We start from the raw sequence: 14,259 nt of genomic DNA, 5'->3' as shown, positions 1-14,259 counted from the left end.
CACCATGGCGAACTTACTCTCATTGCTGCAGGAATACGGTGTGTTCATCGTGTTTGCGGTTGTCCTGATCGAACAGATGGGCTTGCCCATTCCCGCATTTCCGCTGCTGATCGTGTCCGGCGCGCTGGCCGCGAACGGCGAGCTGCACTGGGCCGGCGTGCTGGCGGCCGCGCTGCTGGCCTGCTCGGTGAGCGACTTCTTCTGGTTCCGCGCAGGGCGCCGCTACGGCAAGCGCATCCTGAAACTGCTGTGCCGCATCTCGCTGTCGCCGGACTACTGCGTCAGCCAGACCGAGGACAATTTCCGCCGCTGGGGGCCGAAGTCGCTGCTGGTGGCCAAATTCATCCCCGGCTTCAACACCATCGCCCCGCCGATGTCGGGCGCCATGGGCACTTCCTACCCCCGCTTCCTCGGCTTCAGCGTGCCGGGCGGACTGATCTGGAGCGGCACCGGCATCGCCATCGGCGCCTATTTCCACAAAAGCATCGACGACGTGCTCGACGTGCTGTCCACCATGGGCGGCACCGCGCTGAGCGTGCTGGGCGCCTTGCTGCTGCTGTTCGTCCTGTACAAATATGTCGAGCGCAAGCGTTTCCAGCAGGCGGTGCAGATGGAACGCATCACGGTCGACGAGCTCAAGCAATTGCTGCTGGACGGCCACGCGCCCGTGATGGTCGATGCCCGCAGCCTCACTGCGCAAGAGCTGGAGCCGGCGGTGCCGGGTGCGCTGCTGGTCAATGGCGATCCGCTCGGCGCCATCGCGGCCTTGCCGAAGGACCGCCACATCGTCGTCTATTGCAGCTGCCCGAACGACGTGACGGCCGCCCATGTCGCCAAACTGATGCATGCCAAGGGTTACAGCTACGCCAAGCCCCTGCATGGCGGCCTGGACGCCTGGAACACCGCCTTCGCCCACGAGCTGCGCCGTCCTCGCCCCGCAACCGACACAGCCATCACCGCCTCGCACGGCTGAGCGCGCGTAACACCGTATAGGTTCCCGCCTGCGCGGAAACGACAAACCCTGGCTTCGGCCGGGGTTTTTGCATTTTTGGGTAGTCATACTACGCAGGAAATCGTGCGAAGCGTTACTTTTTCTACTCGGCGAATTATAAAATGTACTAAAACTACAAAGAATGCTTGCGTGACGGCTCGAATTTCCTTTAAGCTAAGGCCTCAACTAATTTTTGCTCATCATGACAGTCCAGCCCACATCCCCTCGAAATCCCGGCTTCCCAGGCGGCCCGCGTTTGCTGGCGGATGTCGGCGGCACCAATGCGCGGTTTGCGCTGGAGCTGGCGCCGGGCGATATCGGGCATATCAATGTGCTGGCGGGTGCCGACTATCCGACGCTGGGTGACGCGCTGCGCGCTTACCTGGCGCTGCCGGAAGTGGCGGCGGTGGCGGGCGAGGGCATCCGCCATGGCGCCATCGCCATCGCCAACCCGGTGACGGGCGACTTCGTGCGCATGACCAACCACCATTGGGCGTTCTCGGTCGAGGCCTTGCGCGTCGAGTGCGGTTTCGACGTGCTGGTGGTGGTGAACGACTTTACGGCCCTGGCCAGTTCGCTGCCTTTCCTGTCGGACGAGCAAAAGCGCCAGGTTGGCGGCGGCCAGGCCGAAGCCGGCGCGCCGCTGGGCCTGATCGGCGCGGGCACCGGTCTCGGCGTTTCCGGGCTGATTCCTGCCAAGGGCGGCGGCTGGACCGCGCTGCTGAGCGAGGGCGGCCACGTCAGCTTTTCGCCGGTGAACGAAACCGAAGTCGCCATCCTGCAATATGCGTGGACCGAATTCGAACATGTGTCGGCCGAGCGCTTCATGTCCGGCGTCGGCATCGAACTGATATACCGCGCGCTGCGCAGCCACCGCGGCGTGGCGGCGGAAGACCTCGCCGTGCCGGAAATCGTGCGCCGCGCCTTGGACGGCGAGTGCGCGCTGTGCGACGAGGTCATCGAATCGTTCTGCTGCATGCTGGGCACGGTGGCGGGCAACCTCGGCGTGACGCTGGGCGCGCAGGGCGGTATCTATATAGGCGGCGGCATTGTGCCGCGCCTTGGCGCGCGCTTCGACCGCTCGGGTTTCCGTGCCCGCTACGAGCAAAAAGGCCGCTTCGTCAATTATCTGGCGCGCATCCCGACCTTTGTGATCACCGCGCAATACCCGGCTTTCGTTGGCGTTTCCGCAATCCTCAGCGATAGGCTTGCCTCGGCGTAACGCTTGTTCCGATCGCCTGGACAATTTATCCGTTTCTTGCTTTTATCAGGTACAATTGGCGCAGTTGGATGAAACGGCTTACTTTTTTGCGGCTATCCGCGCCGGTTTTCGCCCGAAAACATACCATCCCCATTCGGTAGTGCCCCAGCCCAGCGCGCATAGGCCCGGGCGCACATCTTGCATTTATTTGCAAACACAAGATAGCTATGAATACAGTTGAGGCGAAAAAAGTCCTCGAAACCGCTTTGCTATGCGCGCATGAGCCTTTGTCTGTCCACAGCCTGAAAAAGCTGTTTGTCGAACTGGACGACAAGGGCGGGCCGCGCAATGAAGGGCTGGGCGCCGATACGATCAAGGAATTACTCGAAGAATTAAGGCAGGACTGGGCTGGCCGTGGCGTAGAGGTCGTGAGTTTGTCCAGCGGCTGGCGTTTCCAGAGCCGGCCTGAAATGAAGCAGTACCTCGACCGCCTGAGTCCGGAGAAGCCGCAGAAATATTCGCGCGCCACACTGGAAACGCTGGCCATCATCGCCTACCGTCAGCCTGTGACGCGCGGCGATATCGAGGAAATTCGCGGCGTTGCCGTGAATTCGCAGACGATCAAGATGCTGGAAGATCGCGGCTGGGTCGATGTGCTCGGCTACCGCGATGTGGTAGGACGCCCGGCCTTGCTGGGTACGACCAAGCACTTTTTGGACGATTTGGGGCTCAATTCGCTGTCCCAGCTGCCTCCGTTGCAGCAAATCAGCGATATGCAGGGTGGCGCGCCAGACATGGAGGCGCTGGAAGCAGCCTTGCAGGAGAACTTTGACAAAGCGGCGCAACACGCCGCGCCGCCTATCAACGAGGCACCGACTCACGCCCCTGCGCCAGAAACGACGGTTGACGCTGAGCCCAACCAAGAAATGAACAATGAACAATACTGATACCAAAGAGACTGCCGACGGCATCGCCGCCGCCGCCCCTGCTGTGGACGCTGCCGCCAAGCCGAAGCGCCGCACCAAAGCCCAGATCGAAGCCGACAACAGCGCAGCGCTGGCTGCCGGCGAAGCGCCGAAAGCCAAGCGCAAGCCCAAGGCTGATGCCGAAGCCGCCGCGCCGGTGGCGGCCGCCGGCGACGCCGCCGACGCACCCGTGAAGAAGCCGCGCGCCAAACCGGCCAAGGCCGTCGAAGCCGCTGTTGCCGGCTCGCCCCCCGCCGCAGCCCCTGCCGCCGCATCCGCCGCGCCTGCCGCTTCCGCACCCGCATCCGCCGCACCTGCTGCCGCCGCCGCCGCGCCAGCCCGGGCGCCGCGGGCCAAGAAGCCGCAAGCCGATGTTGCAGCAGCGCAAGCCGACGCGCCATCCGCCGACGCGCCATCCCCGGATGCAGTCCAGGGCGACAGGCAGCGCCCGCGCGGCCCGCGCCAGATGCGTGAACTGCGCGCCGTGCGCGAGTTGACCCGTCCGGCTCCTGTCGCTGCCGCACCGGCGGCCGAGGGCGCCGAAGCCGCGCCGACGGTCGACGCCGAAGGCAATGCCGTCCAGGCCGCGCCGCGCCACGAACGCGGTCCGCGTCCTGAAGGCCATGGCAAGAACAAGAACAAGAAGAACAAGGGCAAGCCGCAGCGCGCGGGGGGGGCCGGCCAGGGCGGTCACGCCGGCGCCAAGCCGAACGATGCCGATGCCGCTTTCTCCTATGTGACTTCGGATGCATTCGACAGCGAAGAGTCGGGCAAGGGTCGTGCGGCCAAGCCGGCCGTGCGCCGCGACCTGACCTCGGACGACGACGCGCCCAAACTGCACAAGGTACTGGCTGAAGCCGGCCTCGGTTCGCGCCGCGACATGGAAGACCTGATCGTTGCCGGCCGCGTGTCGGTCAACGGCGAGCCGGCCCACATCGGCCAGCGCATCCTGCCGACCGACACGGTGCGCATCAACGGCAAGCAGATCCAGCGCAAAGTCAGCAAAAAACCGCCGCGCGTGCTGGTGTATCACAAGCCCGCCGGGGAAATCGTGTCGCACGACGATCCGGACGGCCGTCCATCGGTGTTCGACCGCCTGCCGACCATGAAGGCCGGAAAATGGCTGGCCATCGGTCGCCTCGACTTCAACACCGAAGGTTTGCTGCTGTTTACCACCTCCGGTGACCTGGCCAACCGCCTGATGCACCCGCGCTACAACATCGACCGCGAATACGCGGTCCGTACGCTGGGCACGCTGGAAGAGGGCATGCGCCAGAAGCTGCTGGCCGGCGTCGAGCTGGAAGACGGCGTGGCGCAGTTCTCCAAGGTCGCCGACGGCGGCGGCGAGGGCATCAACAAGTGGTATCGCGTGGTGATCGGCGAAGGCCGCAACCGCGAGGTGCGCCGCATGTTCGAGGCGGTCGGCCTGACCGTGTCGCGCCTGATCCGTACCCGCTACGGCGCGATGACCTTGCCGAGCGACCTGAAGCGCGGCCGCTGGGAAGAGATGGAAGAAAACACCGTGCGCGACCTGTTGGCCGCGTATGGTGTGGAGAAGAAGCAGCCGGACGAGGCGGGCCAGGGCGGCCGTGGCGCGCCGGGCGGACAGAAGCGTCCGCAGGGCGGCACGGGTGCGCAGGGCCGTAGCCAGGGCGCGCAGGGCGGCCAAGGTCCACAGGGCCGTGGCCAGGGGGCGCAGGGCAGCCAGGGTCCCCAGCGCGGCAACCCGAAACCGCGCCGCGAACGCGACGATGACGAGGACGGCGAGCCGAACGGCAACCGCATGGACGTCAGCAACAAGAATGCCGATCCTTTCCCGCAAGCGCCGCGCGGCCAGGGCCGTGCCTATGGGCAGGGTCAGGGCGGCGGTTTCGGCCGTCCGGGTTCGGGCCGTCCAGGCGGTACCGGTGCCGGCGCGGGCCAGGGTGGTCTGGGTCGCGGCCAGGGCGGTCAAGGCGGCCAGGGCGCCGGCTTCGGCGCCAGCAAGGGTCCGAAAGGCCCGCGCCAGCCGGATCCGCTGCAAACCACTTTCGGCTTCGGTAACGCCGGCGGCCCGCGCCGCGGCAACCAGCAGCCGCGCGGCGGCGCTGCCGACCACGGCATGCCGCGCCGCCGCAAGGGCTAAGACGACTTGTCGTCCTCGCGAAAGCGGGGATGCATGCTGAGGGACTATAGCCGCCTCAGTTAGCCGCCTCAGTATGGATTCCCGCCTTCGCGGGAATGACGAGGTAGTGGTCGCAGCGGCTTTGGCCGCCTCAGCATGGATTCCCCGCCTTCGCGGGAATGACAGGGTAGTGGCCGCAGCGGCTTTGGCCACGTCAGCATGGATTCCCGCCTTCGCGGGAATGACACGGGCTTGCGGCGCCGTCCCACTGCCACACGGCCCCGGTTTTTTCGCGCTTTTGATTGTTGTTTGCGTGTCCACTGTGGTATGTGGCATTGCAGCGGCGTCAATTGACGGTTATAATGACCAGCCTAGAAAAGTGATTCGCTGGTTTTAACGCCGAGAGTGCTTTCATCTGGTTGTAATACAAGAAGATGGGCAATTGCCCATTTTTTTTTTGGTGAACCGTTTTTAGTGGTCTGCTCAACAGCAGACTTTGATCTGGAGAAATTTTTTGCAACTGCCGGAATTAATTGAAAAGACCGTCACCGGTCTGGGCTATGAGCTGGTTGATGTCGAACGGGCCGAGCGCGGACTGCTGCGCGTGTATATCGATTTCAGCGCGGCGGATGCGGCCGAAAAAGGCCCGATCACAGTGGAAGACTGCGCCACGGTCAGCCATCAGCTGAGCCATGTGCTGACGGTCGAAAACGTCAACTACGAACGGCTGGAAATCTCCTCGCCCGGCCTCGATCGGCCGCTGCGTAAATTGGAAGATTTCACCCGCTTCGCTGGTTGCGAAGCCATCGTCAAGCTGAAAGTCGCCATGCCCGGCACTTCCAACCGCAAGTCCTTCGAGGGCGTGCTGCAGGAGCCGCAGGGCGACCAGTTGGCGTTGGAATTTGAAGGTAAAGATGGTCCGGCGCTGTTGGAGTTTACGCTCGCCGATATGGATAAGGCACGCTTGGTGCCGCAGGTGGATTTTAAGGGACGCAAAGCATGAGTCGCGAAGTTTTGTTATTGGTTGACGCGCTGGCGCGTGAAAAAAATGTCGACAAGGACGTGGTCTTTGGCGCGCTCGAGTTCGCTCTGGCGCAAGCCACGAAGAAGCGCTACGAAGGCGAGGTCGACATCCGCGTTTCGATCGACCGCGAATCGGGCGAATTCGAATCCTTCCGCCGCTGGCACGTGGTACCCGATGAAGCCGGCCTGCAGCTGCCCGACCAGGAAGTATTGCTGTTCGAAGCGAAAGAACAGATCGCCGATATCGAAGTGGACGACCACATCGAAGAACCGATCGAATCCGTCGAATTCGGCCGCCGCTTCGCGCAGGACACCAAACAGGTGGTCCTGCAGCGCGTGCGCGATGCCGAGCGCGAACAGATCCTGGCGGACTTCCTGGAGCGCGGCGACTCGCTCGTGACCGGCACCATCAAGCGCATGGAGCGCGGCGATGCCATCGTGGAATCGGGCAAGATCGAAGCGCGCCTGCCGCGCGACCAGATGATCCCGAAAGAGAATCTGCGCATCGGCGACCGCGTGCGCGCCTTCATCCTGCGCGTGGACCGCAATATGCGCGGCCCGCAGGTGATCCTGTCGCGCACCGCGCCGGACTTCATCATGAAGCTGTTCGAACTGGAAGTGCCGGAAATCGAACAAGGCATGCTGGAAATTAAATCCGCAGCCCGCGACGCCGGCGTGCGCGCCAAGATCGCCGTCTACACGGCCGACAAGCGCATCGACCCGATCGGTACCTGCGTCGGCATGCGCGGTTCGCGCGTGCAGGCCGTGACCGGCGAGCTGGGCGGCGAACGGGTCGACATCGTGCTGTGGTCGGAAGATCCGGCCCAGTTCGTCATCGGCGCGCTGGCCCCGGCCAACGTCTCGTCCATCATGGTCGACGAAGAGAAGCACGCGATGGACGTCGTGGTCGACGAAGAGAACCTGGCCATCGCCATCGGCCGTTCGGGCCAGAACGTGCGCCTGGCCGCCGACCTGACCGGCTGGAAGATCAACATCATGACGGCCGAGGAATCGGCCGACAAGGCAGCCCAGGAAACGGCCGCGGTACGCGCGCTGTTCATGGAAAAACTGGACGTCGACCAGGAAGTGGCCGACATCCTGGTGGAAGAGGGCTTTGCCAGCCTGGAAGAAATTGCTTACGTGCCGATCTCCGAAATGCTGGAAATCGATGCGTTCGACGAAGATACCGTCAATGAATTGCGGACCCGCGCGCGCGATGCGCTGGTGACCGAAGCGATTGCTTCGGAAGAAGGTCTGGAAGGCATGGACGAGGCATTGGTCGGTCTGGAAGGCATGGACCGCATCACCGCCGGCAAGCTGGGTCTGGCTGGTATCAAGACCGTAGAAGCTTTTGCCGCACTGGCTTACGACGAATTCGGCGCTATCCTGGCCCTGTCCGCCGACCGTGCCCGTGCACTGATTGCAAGTGAATTTGAAGATGTGACCGACGATGAGATGAAGTTGGTTGACTCGAAGTACGACGACCGCGCTAAAGGCCTGCAAGCCAAAGCCTGGTCGGCGGCCGAATCCGCAAAGGCATAATTTGAGTATCTTTATCATCTCCGCGACACATAGAAAAGAGGACTGAATGGCGAGTAACAACGTAGCCCAATTTGCCACCGAACTGAAGATGCCTGCAGATTTGCTGCTGACGCAGCTGCGTTCTGCTGGCGTCGAAAAGAGTTCGACGTCAGATCCATTGTCGAAAGATGATAAGGATAAGTTGCTGGAACATCTGCGCCGCACCCACGGCGCAGCTGCGGACACGGAAAAGAAAAAGATCACGCTGACCCGCAAGGAAACCACCGAGATCAAGCAGGCTGACGCAACTGGCAAGTCCCGCACCATCCAGGTAGCGGTCAAGAAAGTACGCACCTTCGTCCAGCGCGACGAGCCGGCGCCTGTCGCCGCGCCTGTCGCGCCGGTGGTGGACGCCGCCGAAGTGGCGCGCCGCGAGGAAGATGCCCGCAAGCAGGCCGAGATGATCGCCCGCCAGGAAGCGGAACTGCGTGAAAAGCAGGACCGCCTGGCCAAGCTGGAATCGGAAAAAGCCGAGCAGGCGCAAGCCGCCGCCCAGGCTGAAGCCGAAGCGAAGAAAGCCGCTGACGCGGAAGCGAAGAAAGCCGCCGCCGCCGCCAAGGCAGCCGCCGACAAGCCAGCCGCCGCAGCCGCGCCGGTGGTAGTCGACGCCGCCGCCGAAGCGAAGAAGGCCGCTGCTGCCGAAGAAGCGAAAAAAGCCGCCGAACTGGCCAACAAGGAAGCCGCCGAGCGCGCTGCCGCCACCGAGCGCGCACGCAAGGCCGTGGCCGACGAAGTGGCGCAGATCAAAGCCATGATGAACGCGCCACGCCGCGCCATCAAGGCGCCTGAGCCTACCCCGGCTCCGGTGCCGGTCAAGGCCAAGCCCGCTGAAGGCACGCTGCACAAGCCAGCCGACAAGAAGCCGGCCACCGACAAGCCGGGCGACAAGAAGCCTGCCGTCGGCGACAAGAAATCGATCAAGTCGGCCAATGTGTCGTCGACCTGGTCGGATGACGCCAAAAAACGCGGCGCCCCTGGCGGCGGCGCGGGCAAAGGCCGCGGCGGCAACACCGGTTCGACCGGCGGCCGCGACGGCTGGCGCAGCGGTGGCCGTGGCGGCCGCCGTGGCGGTTCGCACGCGGACGACCGCGAGACCAACTTCCAGGCGCCGACCGAAGCCATCGTCAAAGATGTGCACGTGCCGGAAACCATCACCGTGGCCGAACTGGCGCACAAGATGTCCGTCAAGGCGTCCGAGGTCATCAAGCAGCTGATGAAGCTGGGCCAGATGTGCACCATCAACCAGGTGCTGGATCAGGAAACGGCGATGATCCTGGTGGAAGAAATGGGCCACAAAGCCCATCCTGCCGCCGAGGACGATCCGGAAGCGCTGCTGGCCGACCAGGGTGAGCACGCTCACTTCGAGGCGACCTCGCGCGCACCGGTGGTCACCGTCATGGGTCACGTCGACCACGGCAAGACCTCGCTGCTCGATTACATCCGCCGCGCCAAAGTGGCGTCCGGCGAAGCTGGCGGCATCACGCAGCACATCGGCGCATACCACGTCGACACGCCGCGCGGCACCATCACCTTCCTGGATACCCCGGGTCACGAAGCCTTTACGGCCATGCGTGCCCGCGGCGCCAAAGCGACCGACATCGTCATCCTGGTGGTGGCGGCGGACGACGGCGTGATGCCGCAAACGAAGGAAGCGATTGCCCACGCAAAAGCTGCAGGCGTACCGCTGGTGGTGGCGATCAACAAGATCGACAAACCGGGCGGCAACCTGGAGCGCGTGACGCAGGAACTGATCTCCGAACAAGTGGTGCCGGAAGAATACGGCGGCGACTCGCCGTTCGTGCCGGTGTCGGCCAAAACCGGCCAGGGTATCGACGAGCTGCTGGAGCAAGTGCTGCTGCAAGCCGAGGTGCTGGAATTGAAAGCACCGGTCGACGCGCCTGCGCGCGGCCTGGTGGTGGAAGCCCGCCTGGACAAGGGCCGCGGCCCTGTGGCGACCATCCTGGTGCAATCCGGTACCCTGCGCCGCGGCGACGTGGTGCTGGCAGGTTCCTCGTATGGCCGCGTGCGCGCCATGCTGGACGAGAACGGCAAGTCCGTCGCCGAAGCAGGTCCTTCGATCCCGGTCGAAATCCAGGGTCTGACCGAAGTGCCGGCCGCCGGCGAAGAAGTCATGGTCATGGCTGACGAGCGTAAAGCCCGTGAGATCGGCCTGTTCCGTCAAGGTAAGTTCCGCGACGTCAAGCTGGCCAAGCAGCAAGCGGCCAAGCTGGAGAACATGTTCGAACAGATGGCCGAAGGCGAAGTGAAGAACCTGCCGCTGATCGTCAAGACCGACGTGCAGGGTTCGCAGGAAGCGCTGGTCTCCTCGCTGCAGAAGCTGTCGACCTCCGAAGTGCGGGTACAGGTTGTGCACGCGGCGGTGGGCGGCATCACGGAGTCGGACGTCAACCTGGCGGTGGCCTCGAAAGCGGTCATCATCGGCTTCAACGCCCGTGCCGATGCACAGGCGCGCAAGCTGGCCGAGTCGAACGGCGTGGACATCCGCTACTACAACATCATCTACGACGCGATCGAAGAGGTGAAGGCAGCGCTGTCGGGCATGCTGGCGCCAGAGCGCCGCGAGCAGATCACCGGCCAGGTCGAAGTACGCCAGGTCATCCTGGTCTCCAAGGTCGGCGCGATTGCGGGCTGCCTGGTTACCGACGGCGTGGTCAAGCGTGTTTCCTCCGTTCGCCTGCTGCGCAACAACATCGTGGTGTGGACCGGCGAGATCGAATCGCTCAAGCGCTTCAAGGACGACGCGAAAGAAGTACGCGCCGGTCTGGAATGCGGCTTGTCGCTGAAGAACTACAACGACATCCAGGTTGGCGACACCCTGGAAGTGTTCGAAGTGCAGGAAATCGCCCGTACGCTGTAACAGCGGTCGGCGCACTGGCGGGTCAATGTTCTGCCCTACACCGTAGGGCGGGCCATTGACCCGCCATCTTTTTTAGGTACCACATCATGGCAAAACATAGTAAAACCATCCCCGCGCGCGGCTTGCGCGTCGCCGACCAGATCCAGAAGGACCTGTCGGTACTGATCGCCTACGAACTGAAGGACCCGCGCGTCGGCATGATTACGCTGTCCGAAGTCCAGCTCACGCCGGACTATGCGCACGCCAAGATCTACTTCACCATGCTGAAGGACGATCCGGAAACCGTGAAGAACACGCTGGCCGGCCTGAATGCCGCCTCCGGCTACCTGCGCAATATGCTCGGCAAGCGCCTGCACATCCACACGCTGCCGTCGCTGCACTTCCACCACGACATGTCGGCTTCGCGCGGCATGGAGCTGTCGGCGCTGATCGACCAGGCCAATTCGACCCGTTCGCTGGACGACGAGGAAGCCGCCGCCAAGGCTGCCGAAGCGCCGGCCGACGCAGCGGACGACGATGCCGGCGGCGACAAGGGCAACGGCGAGGCCTGATGAACCTAGCAAAAGTAAAACGCGTGCGCGACATCGTCGACGGCGTGCTGTTGCTGGACAAGCCGGTCGGCCTGTCCTCCAACGACGCGCTGATCAAGACCAAGCGCATGCTCAACGCGAAGAAGGCGGGCCACACCGGCACGCTGGATCCCTTCGCCACCGGCTTGCTGCCGCTGTGCTTCGGCGAAGCCACCAAGTTCTCGCAGGACCTGCTGGAAGCCGACAAGACCTATTTGACCACCGTGCACCTGGGCCAGCGCTCGGACACCGGGGACACCGAAGGCGAGATCATCGAGACCCGCGAGGTGGACGTCACGCGCGAGCAGATCGAGGCCGTGCTGGAACGCTTCCGGGGGCCGATAGAGCAGGTGCCGCCGATGTACTCGGCGCTCAAGCGCGACGGCAAGCCGCTGTACGAATACGCGCGCGCCGGCATCACGCTGGAGCGCGAAGCGCGTCCCGTGACCATCCACAAGCTGGAATTCGTCAGCTACGAGGCGCCGTTCCTGAAACTGGAAGTCAAGTGCAGCAAGGGGACCTACATCCGCGTGCTGGGCGAGGACATCGGCGCGGCCCTGGGCTGCGGCGCGCACCTGAACGCGCTGCGCCGCATCCAGGTCGGCGACCTGACGATGACGGACATGGTGACCTTGGAACACGTGGCAGCCCATCCGGCGCCGTTGGATTTGCTGGCCCCGGTCGATGCGCTGCTGTCGTCCTTCCCGGCGGTGCAGCTGAGCGAGGAACTGGCCAAGCGCTTCCTCAACGGCCAGCGCCTGGCGCTGGGCAAGGAGCCCGCCGTGACGGTGCCCAAGCTGGAGCAGATCCCCGGCCGCGTGCGCGTCTACCTCGGCGACAAGCTGCTGGGCACCGCGCAATTGGGCGAGTTCGACATCCTGGCGCCCGAAAGGCTGATCGCCTTTGCCTGACAACATGCTATACTAGTGGGTTCCAGTGACAGCATCACCGTATGCCCCCCTTCGTACGCCTCCGTACGCACCGCAGTTTTTCTGTAATTAAAACGACTATGTCTACTACTAAACGCGCTATCCGCAATATCGCCATCATCGCCCACGTTGACCACGGTAAAACCACCCTGGTCGACAAACTGCTGCGCCAGTCCGGTACCTTCCGCGAAAACCAGCAAGTTGAAACCCGCGTGATGGACTCGAACGACCTCGAAAAAGAACGCGGCATTACCATTCTGTCGAAAAACTGCGCAGTCGAATACGAAGGCACCCACATCAACATCGTCGACACCCCCGGCCACGCCGACTTCGGCGGCGAAGTGGAGCGCGTGCTGTCGATGGTGGACTCGGTTCTGCTGCTGGTCGACGCACAAGAAGGCCCGATGCCACAGACCCGTTTCGTGACCCGCAAGGCGCTGGCCCTGGGCCTGAAGCCTATCGTCGTCGTGAACAAGATCGACCGTCCGGGCGCGCGTCCTGACTGGGCGATCAACGCCACCTTCGAACTGTTCGACAAACTGGGCGCCACCGACGAGCAGCTGGACTTCCCGGTTGTCTACGCTTCGGCCCTGAACGGCTACGCATCGCTGGACGACACCGTCCGCGAAGGCGACATGAAGCCGCTGTTCGAAGCGATCCTGAAGCACGTGCCATCGCGTGACGACGATCCGGACGGTCCTCTGCAGATGCAAATCACCTCGCTGGACTACTCGTCCTACGTCGGCAAGATCGGCATCGGCCGCGTTTCGCGCGGCCGCGTCAAGACCGGCCAGGACGTCATCGTCCTGAACGGTCCTGATTCGACCCCGATCAAGGGCCGCATCAACCAGGTGCTGAACTTCAAGGGCCTGGAGCGCGTGCTGGTTGACGAAGCCGTCGCCGGCGACATCATCCTGATCAACGGTATCGAAGACATCGGCATCGGTTCGACCGTTTGCGCCCCGGACACCCCGGACGCAATGCCGATGCTGACCGTCGACGAGCCTACCCTGACCATGAACTTCATGGTCAACAACTCGCCGCTGGCCGGCCGCGAAGGCAAGTTCGTGACCTCGCGCCAGCTGCGCGACCGCCTGGACAAAGAACTGAAGGCCAACGTCGCGCTGCGCGTGGCGCCGACCGACGACGACACGATCTTCGAAGTATCGGGCCGCGGCGAACTGCACCTGACCATCCTGATCGAAAACATGCGCCGCGAAGGCTTCGAAATGGCCGTATCGCGTCCGCGCGTGGTCTACAAGATGGTCGATGGCGTGCGCCACGAGCCGTTCGAACTGCTGACCGTGGACGTGGAAGAAGCGAACCAGGGCGGCGTCATGGAAGAGCTGGGCCGCCGCCGCGGCGACCTGCAGAACATGGAATCGGACGCCAAGGGCCGTGTACGCCTGGAATACCGCATCCCTGCCCGTGGCCTGATCGGCTTCCAGTCCGAGTTCATGACCCTGACCCGCGGTACCGGCCTGATGTCGCACATCTTCGACGAGTACGCGCCAGTGGACAACTCGAAGGGCGAAATGGCCGGCCGCCGCAACGGCGTGCTGATCTCGCAGGACGACGGCGCCGCCGTTGCCTACGCCATCTGGAAACTGCAGGATCGCGGCCGCATGTTCGTGGTCCACAATGACCCGGTGTACGAAGGCATGATCATCGGCATCCACTCGCGCGACAACGATCTGGTGGTTAACCCGATCAAGGGCAAGCAGCTGACCAACGTGCGTTCGTCGGGTACCGACGAAGCGGTGCGCCTGGTGCCGCCGGTCCAGATGTCCCTGGAATACGCGGTGGAATTCATCGCCGACGACGAACTGGTGGAAATCACCCCGAAATCGATCCGTCTGCGCAAGCGTTTCCTGAAAGAGCACGAGCGTAAAAAAGCCAACCGCGAAGGTTGATTTTCGCAGATGCCCGGGGCGCGAGCCCCGCGCAAAAAAGACCGCCGCACCCGTGAGGGGCCGGCGGTTTTTGCTTTTTTAATACTGCTATACTGGCTCTCCATC

The 14,259-nt window shown here is 63.6% G+C and carries 10 protein-coding genes; all 10 read left to right on the top strand.

The window, feature by feature from the left end:
• Nucleotides 1-4: 4 nt before the first annotated feature.
• Nucleotides 5-973, top strand: coding sequence for a VTT domain-containing protein (locus ACSQ8Y_RS18020; protein WP_436267808.1), 969 nt, complete (start codon nucleotides 5-7; stop codon nucleotides 971-973).
• A gap of 220 nt (nucleotides 974-1,193) precedes the next feature.
• Nucleotides 1,194-2,213, top strand: coding sequence for a glucokinase (locus ACSQ8Y_RS18015; RefSeq protein ID WP_436267807.1), 1,020 nt, complete (start codon nucleotides 1,194-1,196; stop codon nucleotides 2,211-2,213).
• A 206-nt stretch (nucleotides 2,214-2,419) separates the two neighbouring features.
• Nucleotides 2,420-3,139: an SMC-Scp complex subunit ScpB gene (scpB, locus tag ACSQ8Y_RS18010; RefSeq protein ID WP_436267806.1), complete on the top strand. Its 720-nt coding sequence runs from the start codon at nucleotides 2,420-2,422 to the stop codon at nucleotides 3,137-3,139.
• Nucleotides 3,126-5,282, top strand: coding sequence for a pseudouridine synthase (locus ACSQ8Y_RS18005; RefSeq protein ID WP_436267805.1), 2,157 nt, complete (start codon nucleotides 3,126-3,128; stop codon nucleotides 5,280-5,282). Before scpB ends, ACSQ8Y_RS18005 begins: the two co-directional genes overlap by 14 nt.
• A 493-nt stretch (nucleotides 5,283-5,775) precedes the next feature.
• Nucleotides 5,776-6,264 carry a ribosome maturation factor RimP gene (gene rimP / locus ACSQ8Y_RS18000; RefSeq protein ID WP_436267804.1) on the top strand — a complete coding sequence of 163 codons (489 nt, stop codon included), beginning with the start codon at nucleotides 5,776-5,778 and terminating at the stop codon, nucleotides 6,262-6,264.
• Entirely contained in the window at nucleotides 6,261-7,826 is a 1,566-nt protein-coding gene (gene nusA, locus ACSQ8Y_RS17995) for a transcription termination factor NusA (RefSeq protein WP_436267803.1), read from the top strand. The genes rimP and nusA overlap by 4 nt, the downstream gene beginning before the upstream one ends.
• A 46-nt stretch (nucleotides 7,827-7,872) precedes the next feature.
• The gene (gene infB / locus ACSQ8Y_RS17990; RefSeq protein WP_436267802.1) at nucleotides 7,873-10,743 is read left to right on the top strand and encodes a translation initiation factor IF-2; all 2,871 of its coding nucleotides are present in this window, start codon (nucleotides 7,873-7,875) and stop codon (nucleotides 10,741-10,743) included.
• Nucleotides 10,744-10,829: 86 nt separating this feature from the next.
• Nucleotides 10,830-11,294: a 30S ribosome-binding factor RbfA gene (gene rbfA, locus ACSQ8Y_RS17985; protein ID WP_436267801.1), complete on the top strand. Its 465-nt coding sequence runs from the start codon at nucleotides 10,830-10,832 to the stop codon at nucleotides 11,292-11,294.
• A complete protein-coding gene (gene truB, locus ACSQ8Y_RS17980; protein ID WP_436267800.1) occupies nucleotides 11,294-12,223 on the top strand; it encodes a tRNA pseudouridine(55) synthase TruB in 930 nt (309 codons plus the stop codon). The genes rbfA and truB overlap by 1 nt, the downstream gene beginning before the upstream one ends.
• A 98-nt stretch (nucleotides 12,224-12,321) precedes the next feature.
• Nucleotides 12,322-14,154, top strand: coding sequence for a translational GTPase TypA (gene typA, locus ACSQ8Y_RS17975; RefSeq protein WP_436267799.1), 1,833 nt, complete (start codon nucleotides 12,322-12,324; stop codon nucleotides 14,152-14,154).
• Nucleotides 14,155-14,259: the final 105 nt, after the last annotated feature.

It is taken from the genome of Pseudoduganella sp. LjRoot289 (assembly GCF_964252925.1).
Taxonomy (GTDB): domain Bacteria; phylum Pseudomonadota; class Gammaproteobacteria; order Burkholderiales; family Burkholderiaceae_D; genus Rugamonas.
Note: the sequence above shows the minus strand (reverse complement) of the source record. Positions and strands in the feature narration are given on the sequence as shown.